This window comes from Pseudomonas sp. PONIH3, from assembly GCF_002934345.1.
GTDB classification, from domain to species: Bacteria; Pseudomonadota; Gammaproteobacteria; order Pseudomonadales; family Pseudomonadaceae; genus Aquipseudomonas; species Aquipseudomonas soli.
Map to the genome: position 1 here is coordinate 1,967,809 of NZ_CP026386.1, position 21,828 is coordinate 1,989,636.

At 62.3% G+C, this 21,828-nt stretch carries 9 protein-coding genes and 1 pseudogene; 3 read left to right on the forward strand and 7 right to left on the reverse strand.

From position 1 onward, the window contains the following. Positions 1–67: 67 nt before the first annotated feature. Together C3F42_RS08955 and C3F42_RS08960 are read right to left on the reverse strand one after the other, a co-directional pair. Positions 68–667, reverse strand: a complete 600-nt coding sequence (locus C3F42_RS08955) for a hypothetical protein (protein WP_104444291.1) — start codon at positions 665–667, stop codon at positions 68–70. Beyond that, positions 667–14,319: a hemagglutinin repeat-containing protein gene (locus C3F42_RS08960; RefSeq protein ID WP_104444292.1), complete on the reverse strand. Its 13,653-nt coding sequence runs from the start codon at positions 14,317–14,319 to the stop codon at positions 667–669. Before C3F42_RS08960 ends, C3F42_RS08955 begins: the two co-directional genes overlap by 1 nt. Positions 14,320–14,546: 227 nt before the next feature. Between C3F42_RS08960 and C3F42_RS08965 the strand changes: the two genes are divergently transcribed. Continuing rightward, a complete protein-coding gene (locus C3F42_RS08965; RefSeq protein ID WP_046856643.1) occupies positions 14,547–14,816 on the forward strand; it encodes a hypothetical protein in 270 nt (89 codons plus the stop codon). Positions 14,817–14,827: 11 nt separating this feature from the next. Here C3F42_RS08965 and C3F42_RS08970 read toward each other — a convergent pair whose 3' ends face one another. From C3F42_RS08970 to C3F42_RS08980, 3 genes are all read right to left on the reverse strand, one after another. After that, the gene (locus C3F42_RS08970) at positions 14,828–15,064 is read right to left on the reverse strand and encodes a BrnA antitoxin family protein (protein WP_104444293.1); all 237 of its coding nucleotides are present in this window, start codon (positions 15,062–15,064) and stop codon (positions 14,828–14,830) included. Then, a complete protein-coding gene (locus C3F42_RS08975; protein WP_094010352.1) occupies positions 15,039–15,320 on the reverse strand; it encodes a BrnT family toxin in 282 nt (93 codons plus the stop codon). The genes C3F42_RS08970 and C3F42_RS08975 overlap by 26 nt, the downstream gene beginning before the upstream one ends. Positions 15,321–15,505: 185 nt before the next feature. Beyond that, entirely contained in the window at positions 15,506–16,831 is a 1,326-nt protein-coding gene (locus C3F42_RS08980) for a DEAD/DEAH box helicase (protein WP_023631179.1), read from the reverse strand. Positions 16,832–16,973: 142 nt separating this feature from the next. Between C3F42_RS08980 and C3F42_RS08985 the strand changes: the two are divergent. Beyond that, positions 16,974–17,537 (forward strand): annotated as a pseudogene (locus tag C3F42_RS08985) (mechanosensitive ion channel family protein); the annotation flags it as partial. Positions 17,538–17,961: 424 nt separating this feature from the next. Here C3F42_RS08985 and C3F42_RS08990 read toward each other — a convergent pair. Next, entirely contained in the window at positions 17,962–19,488 is a 1,527-nt protein-coding gene (locus C3F42_RS08990) for a hypothetical protein (RefSeq protein ID WP_158659550.1), read from the reverse strand. 113 nt (positions 19,489–19,601) lie between these two features. Next, positions 19,602–20,993 carry an RES family NAD+ phosphorylase gene (locus C3F42_RS08995; RefSeq protein WP_371920584.1) on the reverse strand — a complete coding sequence of 464 codons (1,392 nt, stop codon included), beginning with the start codon at positions 20,991–20,993 and terminating at the stop codon, positions 19,602–19,604. A gap of 26 nt (positions 20,994–21,019) precedes the next feature. On the opposite strand from C3F42_RS08995, the gene C3F42_RS09000 reads away from it, so the two are divergent. Further along, on the forward strand, positions 21,020–21,769 hold the full coding sequence (locus C3F42_RS09000) for a hypothetical protein (protein WP_104444295.1): 750 nt from the start codon (positions 21,020–21,022) through the stop codon (positions 21,767–21,769). Positions 21,770–21,828: the final 59 nt, after the last annotated feature.

Here is a 21,828-nt window from a genome sequence, read left to right on the forward strand (position 1 = left end):
TGTCACGAATCAGCCGAAACTCGATCACGACAACGCCGGGGTGGCGAACATACTTTTTGCCCCAAGCTTAGCGCCTATACAAATCGCAAAAATACTCGTTGATACATTTCCCACTCAACACTTGTTTCGAATTGAAATCCAAGGTTTGAGAGACGACAACTCCTGGTCTCAGGCTCTCTGGAAAATCTTCAATCGATGCATACTCCCCTGGCACCAGAAACCTGAAGTAGTCGCCCATACTCGTAGGCCCATCAAACCCAACGGGGAAATCCTCTCCCTCTCGAGAACCTTCGACAGCGTGATAGACAAAGAACCCTTTGTTGAAGGCAAGGCTGGCTTCACTGTAGATTCCTCGCACTTCGAGATCGCGCAACAGCTCATCCAGCACGAAAGCCTTGTCTCTTCCTTGCCAGCGCCATGCCGAATACAAGTCCACCGTAAAGCCACATTTCTTCAAAGGTGGGTACGACCGAAAGACCTCAGACTCCTCCCACATGAATTCACTGAGGGTGTCCAGCATTTCCTCCGCTCCGTTCAGTGCCAGGAGCACTTTCGGAATATCACCAAAACAATTGTTCACCATGACCGCAATTCGACCAACTCTATCCATGGCCAACCATGTGTATATGGTACCGAAGCCAGGTTCCCATTGTTCATCAAGGCTCATTACCGGCTCCCCTTAGGCCATGTCACCGCGCAATTTTCGCAAGTTTTTATGATGGCGCCGGGAGGAACATCGTCTCGCCGCCAGACATCACGGGGCCTGACAGCTTCAGTAAACTTGATGTTCCCAGGCACAGCACCCTGCCTTACCAGTTGATCCGCCGCCGAAATTTCGGCGCAGGCACCCACCTTATTCTTGCAGAAGTCCGTAAACTCACCAACCTTCACTCCCAACTGCGTTTCTATATAAGCAACCGTGGCAGGATGCAGTGAATCGGCAGTAATCGACGCGTTACTGCTTCCCACCGCAACTTTTCCTGTCAGCGGATCGAAAGCACCTACCATCGTGGCACTTTTCGTCGCCTGGGTCTTGGATGGAATACTATTGATTGCCGTCAGGAGATCATGGGCGGCCTGGTTTTCAAGAGGGTTCTCGGAAAATACAAGCCCGATATCCTGCTGGTGGCTCGGGGTCACATAGACATCTCGCCCGTGCTGCCCATCAAGCTGACTTCCGCCGGTATGCGGCGTCGTGACGACCTGCCCGCCCTCGCCATACCCACCACTGCTAGGGTTCTGCGTCCCGCTCTCAACCAGCAATCCTTCGTACTTCTTCAGCCTCGGATCAAGTATGTGAATAGGCAGCCCTTCATTCTGCAGGGACACCTCGACGATCAGCTTGATCATCTGCGCGCGCTTGTTGAGATCGCTGACATTAGCCTCGATCTCGTCAATCGCCCTCGACACCGCAGCCTGCATTTCCGCCTGACGCTCTGGTGGAAGCTGGCTGGCAGCCAAAGTGGCTGCGAGCGCGCTGATCACTACATACCCAGCATACGCGACCGGGACAAAATTCATCTGGCCAGGCGCTCGATCATCTAGCGCCGCCATACTGGTCAGTACATCACGCGCCTTGACAGGATCCTGGCCTGCCAGATCAGTCAAGTACCGAGCAACAACATCAAAGTCCTTGGTAACTTTCCCCCCAAAAATCTGGACAAGGACTGTACTGACGAGCGCCGCACGGGTCTCTTCATTGCGGCTTCCCAGTTGCCGCATAAACTGACGCATCGCTTCACGCTTATACTGAACGAAGCCTACTGCCTTGCTGACTTCATCCCAATTTTCCCCTTTGCCCACTGCCCGTGCGGTCAGGAAGAGATCACCCAGTTTCTGCAAGGCCTCTTCACTGTTCTCGCCATATTCAGCTGCACTTTGCTGCCACTGCTCCAACGTCTTCTTCGGGCTCAGAACCGCCTTGACAGAGGTATCCGACACATACAAATCAGTCCGCGATTCTCGGTCCCGAGTGATCTCGTAAGCCTTGTCCAGATCCCGATTCAGCCCGGCTACCGAGTCCTTGCCAGTCTCTGCATCCTGGCGCACGGTAACCTCACCAGCACCCACCGTGGCACGGACGATCTGCTCGCGGTCCTTTTCATACTCCCAGCCACTGAGGTTGCCGTGGGTTTCGGACTTGCCGCCGCTTGGCTGCGACCAACTGCCGCCGACGTTGAGGTAATAACCGTGCTCTTTGTCCTTGCCAGCGATATCGCTGTAGCCCAGCGTGCCGGTGTCGAGCTTGAGGTTGCCGTTGTCGGCGGCAATCAACGCGCCATCGAGCTGGGTGTGGTGTTCGGTGCGAATGTCGACCTTGTTCCCACCGGTGATGCGTGTCTGCTCCTGGACCCAGTTGGTCTTGCCAGTCGTCTGTCCGTAGCCCACCGAACCGCTGACACTGGCGCCGACACCTACGGAGACCGTTGCACTCAGGTCGAACTCCTTGCCCTCGACCTTGCCGGTATCCGCTACGGAAGCAACCTTGAGATCGCCTCCCACACGGCCGATCACCTCATCGCCACGCAATTGCGCTCCGGCGATGGTGGTGTCCTTGCCACTGCTGAACTTCAGCTGGTCCCCGGCATACAGGAACGCCTGTTGCTGCTGCTCGGCTTCACGCTTCAGGTCGCCCTTGCCGATATCGACACTGGCGTAGAAACCGACCTTGCCTTCGCCAAACGCCAACCCTGCCTCGCCACCACCGTTATGACGAGTGTTTTGGCTGTTGCTGTCGTTCTGCGCCGAGCGGATGTTGACGTCGTTGGCAGCAGCGACGTCAATGTCGCGTCCGGCACGGACCTGCCCGCCGATGATGTTCACGTCATGGCTGGCATCGAGTTTGACGTCACGACCAGCGTTGAGTTGGCTCGCTGACGAAGTACCCTGCATGCTGTCCTGATCAGCGACGCCATAACTGCCACCCGCTCCCAGCTTGATCCCGCCAGTGGTCCCGCCATGGATCCCACTCCAGCTCTTGGTCTGCTGGTTTTCCTGGCTGAAGCTGCCTTTGGCTACATCAAGGTTGATGTCTCGACCGCTGATGCTGATGTCCCGCCCCGCCTGCAACTGCCCGCCCTTGATGGTGACATCGTTGCCGGCCTTGACGTTGACGTCGTGCCCGGCATCCAGCGTGGAGCCACGCTGGCTCTCCTCGACCACCCGCTCGCGGCTGCCTTGCTTGGTGGTACCCAGTTTCACATCGGCGGTAGGCCCGGCGAAGAACTGACTGACAGCGTCGACCGCGCGCAAGGTGCTGGAAGTCTGGCTGACGCCGTTCTCACCTTTACCCGCGCCCTTGATCGCGTCCTTGGTGTTGCCCAGGTTGTGGTTGATCGTGACCCCGATACCCTGGCTCTTCTGCTCGCGCTCGTGCTCCACCAGCAGACGCTCGCGGGCGGCATCGATGTTGATGTCGCGACCGGCTTCAAGATTGATGTCGTGCTTGGCCTTGAAGTCGGAACCGGTCTGGTTGATATCACGCCCGGCGCGAACATCCAGGTCCTGGCCTGCCTGGATCTGACTGGCGGCGGCCAGTTGCTGCTCCAGGCGATCCTTAGCCTTCTGCTGCTCGCTGCCGAGGAACAGGCTGACGCCATTGTCATCGCCGGAGACGCCGAAACCTGTGCGTTTCTCGCTCGACCACTGGTGCTCGCTGTGCTCGTTCTGCGCAGCTGCCACGTTCACGTCGCGCCCGGCGTTAAGGCTGACATTGCGTCCTGCCGCAATGCCACTGCCGGTCACATTGATATCGCGTTCGGCGGTCAGGCTGGCATCCTGCACGGCGGTCAACTGGCTGCCCACACTAGTACTGCTCTGCGCCTCTTGGCCGGCCTTCTTCGCCGAGCCCACGGAGATGAAGCCCCCTGACACCGAGAGCCCGGTCTTTTTCTTGTACTGCTCCGAGTAGCTGTAGGCGGTATCGTTGGCCGACACCAGGTTGATGTCACCCTCCTTGTCCACCAACCCCGCACGCAGCTCGACGTCCTTGCCGGCATTGGCCTCGCTGGCGCGCAGGCGCACATCGCTGCCAGCCGCAACAACGATGTCGTTGCCCGCATCCAACTCGCTGCCCACCTGCGTGGCGCGGGTCTGCAGCTGGCTCTTGCCGCTCTTCGACAGGCCCAGGAAGCCGGACTTGGTCTTCTTGCTGTACTCGCCGTGCTCCTCGACGCCGGACAGCACCGCCACATCGCCAGTGGCACCGAGCATGACATCACCGCCGGCCTTGAGTTGGCTGCCGATCACCGAGACATCGCGGCCACCGTCAATGGCGATGCCACCATCGGCCTGCTTGCTGACGTTGACCGTGAGATCGCCACCGGCCTCGATCACCGAGGCGACGTTGGTGCTGTGGTAGCTCTCTTTCTGCGTCGAGCTGCTGCGACCGAACGAACCCTTGCTCTTCTTCAGGTAGTAGGACGCGCTTTCGTTCTGGTCGGAGGCGATGGTCAGGTCGCGCTCGGCGTCAATGTCGACATCGCCCTTGCCCTTGACCTGGCTGGCAATGATGGCCATGTCCTGGCCGGCAGACAGCGATACGTCGCCGCCAGCCTTGAGCGTGGTCGAGACCTGGGTGACCTGGTCCTTGGACTGGGTGACCTTCTTGCTGCGGCTGAAACTGTGCGCTTCGTTGGCGGCGGAGCTCAAGTTCAAGTCTTCGCCCGCAGCCAGGGTGAGGTTGCGGCCCGCGTCGATCTGGCTGGCCACGGCAGTGAGGTCGCGGCCGGCGCCGATGCTCAGGTCGCGACCAGCGGTGACCGTGGCGCCGTGCTGCTGCACCGTGTTGTTGCGGTGCCGGTCGCTGTAGAAGCCTTCGCGCTCCTCGACCGACAGCATGCTGACATCGCGCCCGGCGTTAAGGGACAGGTCGCCGCCGCTCTGGATCACGCTGGCGACGTTCTGGATGTCCTGACCCGCATTGAGGCTGAGGCTGTTACCGGCTTCGATGCGTGCGGCGCTGTCCAGATAGTCCTGGTGCTGGCTGGTGCCGCCGAAATTGGTGACGGCGCGCACCTGGTCGCGCTGGTTGAGGATATCGCCATTGACCGCCGTCAGGCTCACATCGCGCCCGCTGATGATGCCGCCAGCACTGTTGCTCAGGTTGTTGCCGGCCAGCAGCTCCAGCCGCTCTCCGGCCTGGACCAGGCCGGTGTTGACCAGGTTGTTGCCAGCGGTGGCGGACAGGTTGCGGCTGGCCTGCAGGGTCCCGACGTTGGTCAGGTTCTCGCCAGCGATCAGTTGTACGTCCTGGCCGGCAATCAACGCACCGTTGGGGGCCAGGCGGTTGTTGGCCTGGGCCAGGTAAAGCACCGGGACCAGGACCTCCTCGCCGTTGACCTGGTGTTTTTCCATCCACACGATGTCATGGGTCAGCGCCGCCACCTGGGAGGCCGTCAGGCCCACACCCAGGCTCAGCTGGAGCTGGTCCTTGCTGCGGATGGCGTTGTCCATCAGGTACTTGAACAGCTGATCGCCAGAGGTCTGGCCATCGATGAACTGCTGGCCGGTACGCGCCACCACCGCTTGCTGGATCAGGCGCTGCTCGTAGAGTCCATCACCCAGGCGCTTCCAGCTCTGGTCCGGGTCGTAGCCAAGGTTGCCCAGCAGATAGTCCGAGCTCATGAACTGCTTGAGGTCGGTGAGGACCGGGTTGGTCTCGATCAGGTACTTGTGGGGCTTGCTGTTGTACTGGCTGTCCGGCATCCGAGTGACCCCAGGGATGTCAGGACGAGCACTGATTCCCAAGTTGCCACCGGCAGCCAGCTCGCGAACATCGGTACCGGGATGTCGCTGCGGGAGGGCTACATCAACCGGCGCGCCATTCGGCGCGTTGACACCGATGGCACTGACATTGCCACCGACGGCGCCACTCTGGTGGGCGATTCGGTCGATTTGTTGATGATTCTGTTCTAATGCTCTGGCATCCATGGCCTGCAGCGCCCCAGGCTGGGTGCCGGACACCATCGCCTGACGCTCCTGGATCGTGACGTCTGCGCCGCCTAGCTTCCAGCTTTGGGCCGGGCTACCCGAAGCGCTCCCACCCTGTCCACTCAGACGGAACAGGCCATTCTGGCCGGTGGGTAACGTGAAGCCGCCCAAGGCAAGCGGATTGACCTGCTGTTGTGCAAGGTCAGGGGGAAGTTGGGCATGGATATTGATAAGCGTACTGCCCGACGCCCCTGGCAATTTCGGATCGAACGCCTTGCCTGCTGGGGCATTAATCGTCACCCCCTCCTGGATGACGCTGTTGCTCAGATCCTTGGTCGCGTTGATGCTGACCCGACCGCCAGCCTGGACCACGGCATTCGCCGAACCAACCTGGGTGTCATGCACGATAGTGCGCTTGTCGAAGAACGTGACACCTTGGATCTGCGAGGGCAGCGGCGCCCTCACATCAGGGTTGTATGCCGGCGCAATATTAAGCGCACTGATCGCGAAATCGTCGGACCAACTCTTCCAACCGATGGTGACGACTGTGTTGTAGTTTGCGGTACCGCCGAGACGAGTCGTAGGCCTGCTCCGGGACTCGTTCCAGTTGGCATCCCACAGACGGATCGTACCTACCAGATTTCTAGGATTGTTACTGGCGACCCTTGTATACCCTGGGTCGTTGGCTGCGTTGTAGCGCATCACTGCTGCAAAGTACGGAATAGCGTATTTGACCCTGTCGACACCCGAAAGCGCGAACGACTTCAACTCCGTATAGGTACCAAGAGCCTCGCCTTTGTTGAGGAAGTCCTGGACATTGACCGCGATGTCACGTTGAGCGGTGATTACCGAAGCCGAGTTTTCCAACCGGCCACCAAGCACGAACATATCGCGACCAGCTCGGATGGCCCCGGCAGGCGAATCAATCTCTACCTTTCTCTCGAAATACTCCTCAAGCACCATGTGGCCAGCGCCAGAACCCGTCTGGCGCATGCCAATCGAGCTCCACGTCGGTGTCCCCGTGGTCTTGAAAATTTCTTTTCGGTTCTCGATGGCCTGCGCATTCAGGCGCATGTCCCCGGCACTCTCGAGGCTGCCGGAAATGTTCTCCACCTTGTTCGCCAGCCCGCCCGCGGCATTGCCGGCCACCGTCAAGCCACCCAGGCTGTAGACGTCGCCATAGAAGTTGGTCAAGGCGCCGGTATACAGCTGCATGTCCCCGCCGCTAAACAGCAGCCCACGGTCATTGCGCAGGCTGCCGCTGGTCACCCGCACCAACTGGTTGCCACCCAAAGTCCCCAGGTTGTTCACGCTACCGGCGTTGACCAGCAGATCCCCCGCCGAACTCAGCCGCCCCTGGTTGGTCAGCAGGCCCACCACATTGACCGTGGTGTTGCCTACGCCCGTGATGCTGCCATTAGCGCCAAGGGTCATCTGCGCCGCGCTCAACCCCAGTGTGCCCTGGCTGCTGGCCCGGCCATTGCCGTCGTAGCTGCCGCCCAGGTTCAGGCTAAGATCGCCGTCACTGGCGATCAGGCCATCGTTGCTCCAGTTGCCACCATTGCCCACCAGGCTGTCGAATGCCAGCAACTGGCCGCCGGCGGTCTGGGTGAGGTTGTTGACATTGACCGTCAGGCGCCCGGCCTGGATGGCGCTGCCGTTGGTCCAGCTGTCTGCGGTCAGGGTCAGGCCGCCGCGGGTGCTGAGGCTGCCGCCGGCACGGGTAAGGTTGGCGGTGTCGATGTCGAACACGCCCTTGCCGGCGTGCAGCACCTTGCCACCGACGTTCTGCAGCAGGCCGGCGCCGAGGGTCAGGTCACTGTTGCCGATCTCCACCTGGCCATTGCGGTTGTCGAACAACCCGCCAATGGCGAACTGGCTCTTGCCGCTGGTACCCACGGCACGCAGTTGCCCGCCCTGGTTGTCCAGAGTGGCGGCCGTGATGGCGAGGGTACTGGCGCTTTCGATGATGCCGGAGTGGTTGTCCAGGGCGCCGCTCAGCCCAAGTTCGATACGCTGGCCGACCATCTCGCCGCGCGCGTCGCCGCCGTTGAGCAGGCTGGCGCCGGTGACCTTGAGCAGGCCGCCGGCGGAGATGCCGCCATCGCGGTTGTCCAGCTGCCCGGTGCGGATCACGGTATCACCGCCGAGCGCGGCGATGCGCCCGCCGTGGTTGTCGAGGCTGGCGCTCTGCACGTCCAGGCTCAGCGCCTGGAGGATGCCGCGCTGGCCAGTGGCGTCGCTGCCGTTGCGCAGCACGCCGGTGGTGTGCACGCCCAGCGCCTGCTTGAGGCTGGCGAGGATGCCGCCGCGGTTGTCGAGGGTGTCGGCGGTCACGGTCAACGCGCCATCCTGGGCGATCAGCTTGCCACCCTGGTTGTCGAGCACGCCGGTGGTCTGCGCGGTGATCGCGCCCTTGGCCTGCACGGTGCCCTTGGCGTTGTTCAGGCTGGCCGCCTGCAGGCCTACGTCGCCCTGCTGGCTGTAGATCAGGCCATCGCCCGAGTTGTTGAGCGCCCCGCGGCTGTCGAGCGTGAGCGGGCCATTGGCGGCCAGCGTGCCGCGCTGGCTGTTGTCGACGCTGGCGGCCAGCACCTTGAGCAGGCCCTGGCTGGCGATCTGGCCAGCCTGGTTGTCGACCAGGCCGGCGCGCTGGATCAGCAGGTCCTTGCCGGCGAACAGCGTGCCCTGGCGGTTGAGCAGCTCGCCGAGCAGGTCGAGGGTCAGCGCGCCCTGGGCGGCGAGGTTGCCGTCGTTGTTGTTCAGGCTCGCGGCGGTCAGGCCCAGGTCCTGGCGGGTGGCCACGCGGCCGCCGTGGTTGTCGAAGGAGCCGCTGGTGATGACCAGCTTTTCCCCGGCATCGACCAGGCCGCCGTCATGGTTGTCCAGTGCCGCCGTGATGGTCAGCTGCTGGCCGCTGCCGCTGGAGAGGATGCCCTTGGCGCTGTTGTCCAGGCTGGCGGCCTTGACGTCCAGGCGTTGCTGGGCAACCAGCGCGCCGCCGTCGCTGTTGCGCAGCGCGCCGGTCACGGTCGCCTTCACGGCGCCGGAGCGGCTCGACAGGGTGCCCTGCTGGCGGTTGTCCAGGCCCTGGCCGGTCACGCTCAGGCCCTGCCAGCCCGAGACCAGGCCGTTGCGGTTGTCGATGGCGCCGCTGGTGATGGCCAGCGTCTGTTCGCTGATCAGCTTGCCGTCACGGTTGTCCAACTCGCTGACGTCCAGCTGCAGGGCCTGGGCGGTGGAAATCTCGCCGCCCTGGTTGTCCAGTTTGGCCAGGTTGACCAGGGTCAGCGGCCCGGCGGTGGTGATCAGGCCCGCGCCGTTGTCCAGGTCGGCGCCGCCCAGGTCCAGCGCGAGGCTGCTGCCGAGCAGCTTGCCGGCGTGGTTGTCCAGGCCCTTGCTGGTGAGGGCGAGCGCGTCCTTGGCTTCGATGCGGCCGCCGTCGCGGTTGCTCAGCGCGCCGGCATGAATCTCCAGCGACTGGGCGCCGATCAGGCCCTTGAGGTTGTCCAGGCGCTGGCTGACCCGCAGCAGCAGACGCTGGTCGCTGAGCAGGCGGCCGTTGCCGTTGTCCAGTTGCTCGGCAGCGACGGTGAGGGCCTGGGCACTGGAAATCTCGCCGCCCTGGTTGGCCACGGTCTTGAGGTTGTCCAGCTGCAGCGACGGCGCATTGATCAGGCCGCCACGGTTGTCCAGGTGGCCATGGCCCAGGTCGAGGTGGACCGAGGTGTCGCTGAACAGCTTGCCGCCCTGCTGGTCGAGGCCGGTGACCGTGGCGGTGAGTGCTTCGCGGCTGCCCACGCGGCCACCGTCGCGGTTATCGAGCTGGCCCGCGTGCAGGTCGAGGGTGCGGTTGCTGCTGATGCTGCCCTGGCGGCTGTTGTCCAGGTGGCCGGTGCTGAGGGTCAGCGCGCCCTTGCTGGCCAGCGCGCCTTTGTCGGTGTTGTCCAGGCTGGCGCTGGCCAGGGTGATGTCGCTGTCGCTGAGCAGCTCGCCGCCCTGGTTGAGCAGCGCGCCGCCCGTGGTCAGTTTCAGGCTGCCGGCGCTGTCCAGTTTGCCGGTGCTGTTGTCCAGGCTGTGCGCGGCCAGCACCAGTTGGCCCTCGGCGCTGAGCAGGCCGAGGCGGTTGAGGGCCGCGCCGGTCAAGGTCAGGGTCATGTCCCGCTGGCTGGTCAGGCGGCCACCGTCGTTGTCCAGGGTCAGGCCGGTCAGGGTCAGGCCGGTCTGGGCCTCGAGGCGCGCTTTGTTGCGGTTGAGCAGCGATTGCAACGCCAGGGTCATGCCGGTGCCGGCGACCAGCAGGCCGCCGTCGCTGTTGTCCAGCGAGGTGCCGGTGACCGCGACAGCGGCCTTGCCGGTGATCTCGCCGCCACGGTTGTCGATGCGGTCGACCTCCAGGGTCAGCGCGCCATTGCTGCCGAGCAGCCCCGCCTCACGGTTGTCCAGCTCACCACCCTGTATCCGCAGTTGCTCGAGGCTGACCAGCGAACCGGCGTGGTTGAGCAAGGTGTCGGCCTGGACCTCGCCCTGGCCTTTGCCCGAGACCTTGCCCTTGCTGTTGTCCAGCGTCCCGGTCACAAGGTTGAGGGCGGTGTCGCCCACCAGGGTGCCCTGGCGGTTGTCCAGGCGACCGTCGACGGTCAGCACCAGGCCGGCGCGGCTGCTGACGGTGCCCCCGCGGTTGTCGAGGCTCGCGGCATGCAGGTCCAGGCCCTTGGCCGAGACCAGGCCCTTGGTGTTGTCCAGCGCCTGGGCGATACGCACCGTCAAGGCCTGCTCGCTGAGCAGCTTGCCCTGGCGGTTGTCCAGGGAGTCGGCCACAAAGGTGAAGCCTTGCGGGCTGGTGATTTCGCCGTTCTGGTTGTCGACGCGGCCGAGGTTGTTCAGCACCAGCACCGGGGCCTTGATCAGGCCGTGGTTGACCAGCGCGCCCTGGCCCAGGTCGAGGGTGATCGAGGCCTTGCTCAGCATCCGTCCGGCCTGCTGGTCGAAACCGCTGGCGGTCAGGTGCATGGCGCCATCGCTGTCGATGCGGCTGTCGCTGCCCGCGTTGTTGACCTGGCCGGCCTTGAGCGTCATCCGGTCGTTGCCGACCACATGGCCGCTGTCACGGTTGTCGAGGGTGCCGGTGACGATGTCGATGGCCCCCTGGGCGCCGACCTCGCCGGCGCGGTTGTCGAGGCTGGCACTGCGCAGGTCGAGGGCGCCGTCGGCGGTGATCGAGCCGCGCTGGTTGTCGACCTTGCCGGTGGTGGCCAGGGTCAGCTTGCCGGCGCTGCTCAGCTCGGCGTCGCTGTTGTCCAGGCTGGCGGCGCCGATGTCGAGGTCACCCTCGCTGGTCAGCAGGCCCTTGCCGTTGTCGAGCGCCTGGCTCAGGCGCAGGCGTGCGCCCTGCTCGGCGGAAACACGCCCGTCGCGGTTGTCCAGGGTCTGGCCGTCGAGGGTCAGTTGGCCCTTGCCGCGCAACAGACCCTGGGCCTGGTTGATGACCTCGGCCACCGTCAGCGCCAGGTCGGTATCGGCCAGGACCTGGCCGCCGGTGTTGTCCAGGCGCTGCCCGGTGAGGCTGAGCGCCTTGGCCGCGGACAGTTCGCCGCCGCGGTTGTCGACGCTGTCCACGGTCAGGCGCATGCCCTGCCCGGCGCCGATCACGGCGCCCTGGCGGTTGACCAGTGCGCTGCCCTTGAGGGTCAGCTTGCCGTCGGCGGACAGCTTGCCGCTCAGCTGCTCCAGGCGCGTGACCTGGCCATCGAGATCGCCGCCGCTGGTCAGGCTGCCACCGCTGTTGTCCAGGTGCGCGGCGACCAGGTCGAGGTTGCCCTTGGCGCCCAGGATGCCGAGCTGGTTGAGCAGCTCGCTGCCGCTGTAGCGGGCCCCGGCCTGGCCGCTGACCAGGCCCTGGTCGCGGTTGTCGAGGTGGTCGATGGTCAGTGTCAGTGCGCCGTCGGCCTCGATCTTGCCGCCGCGATTGTCCCAGCGCTGGCCCTGCAAGGTCAGCAGGTCCTTACCCACCAGGCGGCCACCGCGGTTGTCCAACTGCCCCGCGTCGATATGGGTGGCGCCCACGCCGTTCACCAGGCCCTTGGCCTGGTTGTCCAGCAGCCCGCTGACCTTGGCGGTGAGCGTGCCGTCGCTGAGCAGTTTGCCTTGCTCGCGGTTGTCGAGGCTGGCAGCGTTCAATGTCAGCGCCTTGTCGGCAGCCAGCACGCCTTGGCGATTGTCCACCGCCTGGGCGATGGCCAACGCCAGCGCCCCGCCAGTGACCGTACCCTCACGGTTGTCGAGGCTGTCTGCCGTTACCTGGCCGAGGCCGGTGCTGGAAATCTCGCCGTGGCGGTTGTCGATGGCTGCGCCCGTGACCAATGCCAGGCCCGACTTGCTGGTGACCACGCCGCCCTGGTTGTTCAGGGTCAGGGCGCGGATATCCAGGCCGTCGGCCGACACCAGGCCATCGAGGTTGTCGAGCAACTGGTCGAGGCGCACGGTCAGGGCCTGTTCGCTGTAGAACTTGCCGCCCGTGTTGTCGAGGCTGCGGCCCGCCAGGGTGAAGGCGCCCTTGCCGAAGATCTCGCCATGCTGGTTGTCGATATCGGCGATCTGGCGCAGGCGCAGCTGGTTGGCGGCGATCTTGCCGTCGCGGTTGTCCAGCTGGCCATGGTTCAGGTCCAGGGTCAGCGCGGTGACGCTGCTCAGGTGACCGCCCTGCTGGTCGAGCCGGCCGACATTGACGCCGACTGCCTGGTTGCCGCTGATATGACCGCCCTGGCCGTTGTTCAGGGTCTGGGCGCTCAGGTCGAGGGTGGCCTGGCTGGCGATCCGGCCAGTGCGGTTGTCCACCAGCCCTTGGCTGGTGACGGTGATGCCGCGGTTGGCCAGGACCTTGCCAGTGCGGTTGTCCAGGCTGCCGAGGTTCAGGGCCAGGGTATCGAGGCTGGACAGTTCGCCGGCCTGGTTGTCCAGATGGGCCCAGGTGGCGTTCAGCGCGCCCTGGCTGGTGATCTGGCCACGGTCGCCGTTGAGCAGTTGGCCACCGGTGAGGGTCATGCTCCCGTCGGCGAGGACCTTGCCCTGCTGGCGGTTGTCCAGGGTCGCGGCGTTGACGCTGAGGTCGCGCCCGGCACTGAGGCTGCCGCCCTGGTTGTCCAGGCGGCTGCCGGTGGAGACGCTCAGGTCGCCGCTGGCGATCAGGCGCTGGTTGCGGTTGTCCACCGCACCGGCGCTGATCTTCAGGTCGGCGCCGGCCACGCGCTGACCATCGATGTTGATACCCGCCTGGATACCGCCAAGGTTGCTCAGTTGACCAGCCGCGTCTAGTTGTACCGAACCTGCAGCGGTCAGCCCCTGCCGGTTGACCAGCTCGCCGCGACTGTCCAGCTGCAATCGCTGGCCGGCATGCACCGGGCCCTGCGCATCGATAGCTGCCGCCTGCAGGCGTACATCGCCAGTGGCGCTGGCCTGGGCCATGCGCAACTGGCCGTTGGCCTCGAGCTGGATATCGCCGCCGCTGGCGATCATCCGCCCGTCCAGGCGCACGCCCACCCCGGCCTCGGTACCCACCAGCCTGACCGCGCCGGCATACATGCCGCCCAAGGCGCTGGAGTCGATGGCCAGGCTCGGCTTGGTACTGCCGTCGTCCTGGCGCGCCGTGGCCGCCAGGGTGCGTGCATCGACATCGTTGCGCCCGGCGACGATGGCCAGGTTGCGCGCCTGGATCTCGGCGTTGATTTTCGTGCTGCGGGCAATCAGCTCGAAGCTGTCGACATTGCTGGCGTTGAGCCCCGCGCCTTCGATGGCGATATGGCCCTGGTCGACCTGGTAACGGCTCAGCTGGCCGTTCTCGAGCACCGGCTTGCCGGTGCTGAGCGTGGCCTGTGGCGTGTTGATGAAGCCGCAGCCATCGCAGGTGATGCCGTGGGGGTTGGCGACGATGACATGCGCCCCGCGCCCGGCCACTTCGGTGTAGCCGCGCAACTGGCTGGCGTTGGCGCCGTTGACCTCGTTGAGGATGACGTTGGCCGCGGTGCCCTGCAGGTTCGGGTTGCCGAGGATGATGCCGCCCAGTTGGGTGGCCTGGGTGCGGTCGGTGGCGTTGTTGAGGATCAGCCCCTGCTGGCCGACGTTGTAGTCGCTGAACTGGTTGTGCGACAGGCCGCTGCCGTTGGGCGCGGCGATATTGACGATGGGCACGCCGTTGCCCGCTTGCCCCAGGCTGGTGCCCGGCCCGCTGACCACCACGCCTTCGGCGGCCTGTGCCCAAAGCGGCTGCCAGAACATGGCGTTGGCCAGCAGCAGCGCCAGACCGCGCTTGGGCAACCCGCAGAACTGCTCGCGCGGCTGAATTTTGGCCGAGCGTTGGCGGGCCAGGAAGGCAAACAGGCGGACGTCCATGTCAGGTCTCGTGAATCAGGCGGTCAGGTACTCATGCTTGCCAGCGCTACGGCAAGCATGGGCGAAAAAGAGCGTGAGATACTATTTAGCCATCACTGAAGCGTCAAATTAATATCGTCAAAAAATAGTATCTGGATGACGGCACCTGTCCCGCCAGTCGCCCGCGCTGAACTTCCGGCCAGCCAGCGATCTCCACCGCAGGAATCGACTGACAAGGGAACCAAAGGATGAAACCGCTACCCTGCATCCTCTGCGCGACAGCCCTGCTCTGCGCGCAGCCCATCTGGGCCTGCACACCGGAAGAGGCCACACAGAAAAGAGAGCAATTGGCAGGCCTGGTGAGCCAGTTGACCGAGCAGAACGCTCAAAAGGCCAAGGAGATCAATGAGGAGCTCCAGCACATGGACCTCGGCACCGCCAGCAAGGACCTGCCGGACAAGTGCCAGTTGATCGACAAGCGCATCCAGGAGCTGAAGGAGGCGGAAAGGAAAACCTGACCGCGCCCGGATCAACGCCGCTGCTGGGCCTGCATGTACTGACGAAGCAACTGGTTGATGCGGGTCTGGTAGCCGGCGCCCTGCTCCTTGAACCAGATCAGTACATCGGCATCCAGGCGGATGGTCACTGTCTGCTTGGCCGGCACCCGCAGTTCGGCGCGGCGGAAGAAGTCATCGTCGAGTTCGGGGATGTCCGAGGTATCGACCGGGGCTTGGTCTTGCTCACAGCTTCTGGACGGTTTCGACATAGCGCGTTACCTCACGTCGAGTGGCTCTTCTGGCGGAAATGATGCGGATCACATCACCCTGCCGTTCGGTGTAGGCGACCACGCTGACCCAGGCATTGATCCAGCCCATGCCGATCCAGCGTGCCTCCGGGTACTCGAATCGCTCATCCCGCAGCGCCAGCATCGGCTGACGGAGCATCTCGGGCACATCGTTGAAGTCGATACCGTGCTTGCGGATGTTGAGCTGGTTCTTTTCCTCGTCCCATTCAAATCGCACGGGACAATCGTATTTACAGCTGTACATACGCTACTCCTCCTTGACTGCACATGCCAGAGGAGTGTGGCGCTCGGGCGACAAAATGCCCGGGCTGGAAGAGGGTTTGGGAAATGGGCTACGCGCCCTGGGGAAGGAGGTGAAGCAACCCGCCACCGTTGCAGTGGCGGGCTCATTGCAGGAAGTGCTTACTCAGCTGCCGGCTTGCGCTTTTTCAGCGGTGCCAGGCCATCGGCGCTGGCCAGCGGCGCATTGGCCTTCGGCTTGGCGGACGGCTTGCGCTTGGCGGCGCCCTTCTTGTCGGCGCCCGCCTTCTTCTCAGTCTTTTTCTTCTTGGTGCCGGCAGCCTTGCCCGACGCCTTGACCTTTTTCGGACCGTTGTAGGTACCCTTGACCTCCTTGATGACGCGGCGCTCGAACTGCTGCTTGAGGTAGCGTTCGATGCTCGACATCAGGTTCCAGTCGTTGTGGGTGATCAGCGAGATCGCCAGACCTTCGCCGCCGGCACGGCCGGTGCGACCGATACGGTGCACGTACTCGTCGCCGCTGCGTGGCATGTCGAAGTTGATCACCAGGTCGAGGCCGTCGATATCCAGGCCGCGGGCCGCGACGTCAGTGGCCACCAGCACCTTGGAGCCGCCGTCCTTGAAGCGGTCGATGGCCAGCTTGCGGTCTTTCTGGTCCTTCTCGCCGTGCAGGACGAACGCCTTGACCTCCTTGGCCACCAGGTGGCCGTAGATACGGTCGGCCAGGGCGCGGGTGTTGGTGAAGATGATTGCCTTCTTGTAGGTCTCGTTGGCCAGCAGCCACTGCACGATCTGCTCTTTGTGCTGGTCGTGGTCAGCGGTGATGATCTGCTGGCGGGTGCCTTCGGCGAGCTGCGAGACGCTGTTGAGCATCAGGTGCTCAGGGTCTTTGAGTACCTTGCCGATGATGTCGCGCAATGCCGCGCCACCGGTGGTGGCCGAGAACAGCAGGGTCTGCTTGCGGTTTTCGCACTCTTTGCACAAGCGTTCCATGTCTTCGGCGAAGCCCATGTCGAGCATGCGGTCGGCTTCGTCGAGGATCAGCACGTCAACGTGGGACAGGTCGAGGTTGCCGGCATTGAGCTGCTCGAGCAGTCGGCCTGGGGTGCCGATCAGCACGTCCGGCACCTTGCGCAGCATTGCCGCCTGTTCCTTGAAGTCTTCACCGCCGGTGACCAGCCCCGACTTGATGTAGGTGAACTGCGAGAACAGCTGCACCTGCTTGAGGGTCTGCTGGGCCAGCTCGCGGGTCGGTAGCAGGATCAGCGCACGGATTTCCACGCTCGGGCCGCTGCGGTCGACCAGGCGGTTGAGCAGTGGCAGCACGAAGGCGGCAGTCTTGCCGCTGCCGGTCTGCGCCGTCACCCGCAGGTCACGCCCTTGCAGGGCCAGGGGAATGGCCGCCGCCTGCACCGGGGTCGGCTCGACAAATTTCAGCTCGGCCACGGCTTTGAGCAGGCGTTCGTGCAGGGCGAATTGGGAAAACACGGGGTAACCTCGGGCAAGTGCGAAAAATTCAGTTGCATAGGGTAACGTTTTCCGTGGCCAGAACCGAATTTCTTTTGGCAACTTTGCGCCGATCCACGCTCTAATAACGCTTCGTACCGCAACACAGACCGTTTCCAAGCCCATGGACATCCAACGCTTCTGGCGTGACGCCCTCGACCTCTGGGGCACGCTCGACCAACACCCGCTGCTGCACGCCGCCCTCGGCCTGGCCGTGCTGCTGCTCGTCTCGCTGCTGATCGGCCGCCTGGCGCGCTTCCTGATCCTGCACTCCACCCGCCTGCTTGGCCGCCAACAGGCACTCCGGTGGCTGGACGACCTGCGTCACAACAAAGTATTCCATCGTCTGGCCCAGACAACACCGTCACTGGTGGTGCAGTTCGGCCTGAAGCTGGTGCCGGAGCTGTCGGCCGCCGCCCAGCATTTCCTCGGCAACGTCGCCCTGGCCGTGACGCTGCTGTTCATGACCCGCGCCCTGTCCTGCCTGCTCGACGCGCTGCTGGACATCTACGCCCGCACCGAACATGCCCGCACCCGCTCGATCAAGGGCTACATGCAACTGGCCAAGATGATGCTGTGGATCTTTGCCGCCATTGTCATCGTCGCCACCCTGATCGACCGCTCGCCACTATTGCTGCTGTCCGGTCTGGGCGCCATGTCGGCGGTGCTGCTGTTGGTGTACAAGGAGAATCCAAAGAACTCCCGAAATTCCAGGAATGCAAAGATCGCGATATGGACAGCCACCTGTACCCATTCCCCTGCTCCGAGATAGCCCCAGATTTCTGCGAAGATTGTCAGGTATCCCCGGAAGGGCAAGCCCGTCACAATCTCTCAAGACCCCGCTGAGCTTTGCCCGCCTTCGGGCTCCGTGACAGCAAACCGCTTACCCGCCCCCTGCCCCGCCCCCCTAGCCACCGAAAGCCTTTCAGCTCCATCAAAGTTAATGAGGGTCGCCGACTTGCGTGTACGAATGGGCGTGACCCGCCTAGCCCAAAGAAGTGCTGACGCGACTGGACTAGGGCTGCGGCATCAGTGGACGCCGGCCTGACTCATGCGAGGTGAGTTGCCCCGCAAGTACGAAAGCCTTCTTCGAGCGCGATACGCAGAAATCTTCATGGCTTCGTTGCAAACCGGCAATACGCGTCGAAATCTTCCAGCGGGTAAATGTGGAAGCTGGCGACCGAGTTCTCGTAACTCACCAGTTCCAAGAGGCCATTTCTGACCATGATGTGAACCGGGGGTAAAGAAACCGCCTGGCCAAATACGTTGATGCTTTTGCGCTCCGTCGCGTCGAATTCTTTGAAGCGATACCGCTGATTTCGAAACCGGCTGACCTCGTCTTCATCCATTTTCGCTGCGCTTCGAATAGGGAATTTGATGCTCTCCAGCGGCTTGTAGTACCCATCAATGGCATCCACGCTGTCTTTCAGCTCAACGTAATCTTCATCGGCGAGACCAGAGGTCAGGTCGACATTGAGCGATGTACCCAAGAACTCCGTGAGGCGTCTGGCCCACTGTAAATAAGTCATCAGGGTTGCCAGTCGCTTGAAGCCTTCAGGCCGCAAATTGATCGACATGACGTAAAGTCGCTCACCATCGAGCTCAACTATGAGGGAGACCTTCCAGCCGTTGAGCGCAGCTTCAGCAAACTGAGCGATTTTCGAGAACCAGGGCAGTTGGTCAACCGGGCGCGATTGCCAATTCTCAACGCTGATGTTGAAGTTCACGTTGGAAACCGCGCCCCCGTCGCCGACTTCAGCGACGAGCTTGAGCATGCCAGCCATGGATTCGCCCCTGAGGCAGAACGACTTGGTGCCCCACACGATTTCTCCAGGCATGTCGTCCAGCACCAGCGTTTCCAAGGTGTCCGGATTCGTGAGCATGATCTTCTGGATCACACGGGTAGGAGGGCGAAAAATTTGCATCTTACCCCCAGCGCCCTTGGTCATGTCCACGATCGCATCGAACAGGGGCGACCCCTGAATGGCGACGTTGGTCATGTCCAGCTCCAGGCTTTGCCCATGCTCGAACAGCGCGTCGAAACCAGTGGCAGCCATGCGGGCATCTCTTCCACCGACAGTCATGGCAAGCTGGACGTTTTCCTTCGCGTTCACCTGGAAAACCGTGCCGTGGTGAGGATCGTACCGGGTGACTACATCGAAGCGAGGGTCAGCCTGTGACAATACTTGCGCTGTCGCTCTATGGGCATTCTGGATCGCCGAGGGCAAGAAGCTTTTCGGCATTCCAGTAAGGGCCATGGCCAGAAGATCTGGCGCATCTTGAGCGGCGGGCTGACGTTTGCCGAGCTCGGCCTTGGCAGCGGCTTCGGCTTGTTTCTTCCAGCTTCTGAGCGTCTCGACTGTGTAGGTGTTGAAGTCCCGGTCAATCTCATCTGCATGAATCGCGCAGAGCCAAATGCCATTCGAGAAGGCCTTTCTCTCATTGCTGGTCATGCTGGCATCGTAGCGGGCACCACCGGGCGAGGCAGCGCATATGTGGGCGGCCTTACCGACATTGGTCACCCCTTCTTCATCCTGTGGAGCTGACGTGGCGACTCTGCAGTTCGGGTTCGAGCACCGGTGTGCGACCCTATCCCGCAGTTTTTTGATGGTGCTCTGTTTGAAGTCATCGCGCGCCATAGGATCTCGCCACTCAAAAGATAAAAAGGTCAAAGAAGTCGGACAGTGAGTGCTCAGACAAGGGCCTGGCTCAACCTGGTTTGCCCCCGGCAATAGCAGCCCATCTGGCATCGTCAGAATTCGTAAGCAGTTTTCGCCTTTTGCTTTGGCTTGTTTTCCGACAATGGCTCGTCAGCCGTTTCGTACGCCACAAAGCGCACGTCATGGTAGATGAGACTGTCAGCCACGTACTCAATGCAAGACCCGCTGGATGGCTTGGCCCCCATAACGCCCATTGCCCCATCCACGCTCCAGAACGTAGGTGTTGGCGCACACGCCACATGAGAGAACAGAACAATGTTGTTGCCCAATGGTGCCTGAACAGATTTGAAGATGAGGCCGTCGATGCGAGGTTTGCAGTGCGTAGCAAGGTATTCGGCGACGGCTTGGGAAGTCAGGTAGTTGCGCTCGGAACCTGGAAGCACCGGGACGGTGATCAGGTTGTGGAGGTACTTCAGGAATTGACGACGGCCACGTTTTTCAAAGTAGTTGGACTCAAAGAAACTAGGTTCGGGCCCCAGGTCAGCCTTCTCGAACCGGCCAAAATCCAGAACCTTGATCGGCTGGGTCAGTTTGAACTCACCACTGACAACGCTGCCGCCCACTGGGGGGCGTAACTCAGCAACGCAGGTTTTGCGCTCAAACGCACCATAGAAGGCCGGTACGCCGGCAGGGTTCATTCTCCCTTCTCCTGCGATCTCCTTCGGCGGTGCCGACAGGTTGCTGGCAGGGTCAGCGCTGATCTTGCTGACGTCTTCGGCGTTGGCACAAGAGCGGGCGCGGTAGATCGACGGTGCGTCTGCAGGCGACAAAATGCGCACCACAGCATGGTCGCTGGATGAGGCGGAGTACTTCGCCAGCTCCTTAAACAGCCAGTCCAGAAACGACTTCGCGCTTTCATTGAAGAAGCGGCTTCCGTGTGACAGTCCCTCTTGAAACTCACCCCACTTGTATCTGAAGTCGCTGGGCAAGTAGGGCAAGTGGGCGTAGTTCACGTCGTCGCTATATTTGTTCAGATGCCGACAGACAAGCTGTACAACAGGATCAATGTTGTCACAACCGAAGATCTCTCCCACCCAGACGTCAATGAGCTCGCCGTACTGACGCTGAAACGAGCCGTGAGCATCGTTCCACGTAAAATGGTGCTCCCCTGGGCAGACATAACTCTCAAGAATCTTTTCCACGCGGCTCACCAGCTTCGATAACGAAACCGCCTTGCGCTTGGTTCCACAGAGACAACATGCGATGGATGTGCCGTTGCGTTGTATCTGCCGAGCCAGGAAAGGCTCCGAGGCACATTTGAAGCACACGTATTGCTCGGCTGTCATGGCAGTCTGATCGTCCTTCTGCATAATGGTGGCAAAGTACAATGGCGCGGTGGCCAGTGATGATCGCTGATCATCAGAGGGAAAACCAACACCTCGTTCAGCACCTATGAATAAACACTGCGCGGCCACGCTCACCATTTCCCATACACGTCGGAGGACACGTCATGAGCTCGATCAAGGACTACTTTTTCGAGGTGCAACAGGAAGCCTGTATCAACTGGATTGCCCAGACCTATGGATATGAGATCGATCCGGACGAAGACCCAGAACTATGGGAAAAGCTGGCAGCCGAATATTCAGACATGCTCGACGCCAGAGCCGAGATCCAATGGCTGAATCGTCACTCTCACCAGGAATTTTTCATTGAATTTGAAGCTGAGCTAGCGGCCACGGCTAGCCTGTTGGCTGCTGCAGCCCTCACCCCCAACGCCAATACGGTCTTCAAGCTCGTGTATGCGCATACCGTCACCCTCATGGAGACGCTGATCAGCTCGGTGGTACGCAAGCTCGTTGTAAGCGACGAAAACCTACTGATGTCGCTGGCTGCGGGTTACAAGAAGGTGAACGTTGTCTCCGTCACTCTGAAGGAGATTGCTGAGCAGCCAAAGGTGGTGGAAACCATCGTGCTTAAAATCTTGGCCGATCAGACCTTCCACAACGTCGCGACCATCAAGGAAGTCTTGGGCGTGATGTTCGGCGAACACATGATAGACCTCAACCTGGCAGGAGTTGGCCGCATCTGCAGCAAGCGGCATGACATCGTTCACCGCAACGGCAAGACGGTCGATGACAAGCCCATCGAGCTGTCACCGGCAGAGGTGGAACAGGCCATCAGTACCGTGAATGACTTTGCCATGGACGTACGGAGCAGGATTGAGGCCGCGCTCAGGGAAGAAAGCCCCATCCCTTTTTGACGACCCCTTACCCCACCAAAGGCCCTAAGCGCTCGCCCCGGCTAGGTGAGAGTAACTGT

What these genes read in the sequence shown, in the direction of transcription:
- C3F42_RS08955 (WP_104444291.1), bottom strand. Translation starts at nt 667, where the DNA reads ATGAGCCTTGATGAACAATGGGAACCTGGCTTCGGTACCATATACACA.
- C3F42_RS08960 (WP_104444292.1), bottom strand. Translation starts at nt 14,319, where the DNA reads ATGGACGTCCGCCTGTTTGCCTTCCTGGCCCGCCAACGCTCGGCCAAA.
- C3F42_RS08965 (WP_046856643.1), top strand. Translation starts at nt 14,547, where the DNA reads ATGAAACCGCTACCCTGCATCCTCTGCGCGACAGCCCTGCTCTGCGCG.
- C3F42_RS08970 (WP_104444293.1), bottom strand. Translation starts at nt 15,064, where the DNA reads ATGTCGAAACCGTCCAGAAGCTGTGAGCAAGACCAAGCCCCGGTCGAT.
- C3F42_RS08990 (WP_158659550.1), bottom strand. Translation starts at nt 19,488, where the DNA reads ATGGCGCGCGATGACTTCAAACAGAGCACCATCAAAAAACTGCGGGAT.
- C3F42_RS08995 (WP_371920584.1), bottom strand. Translation starts at nt 20,993, where the DNA reads ATGGTGAGCGTGGCCGCGCAGTGTTTATTCATAGGTGCTGAACGAGGT.
- C3F42_RS09000 (WP_104444295.1), top strand. Translation starts at nt 21,020, where the DNA reads ATGAGCTCGATCAAGGACTACTTTTTCGAGGTGCAACAGGAAGCCTGT.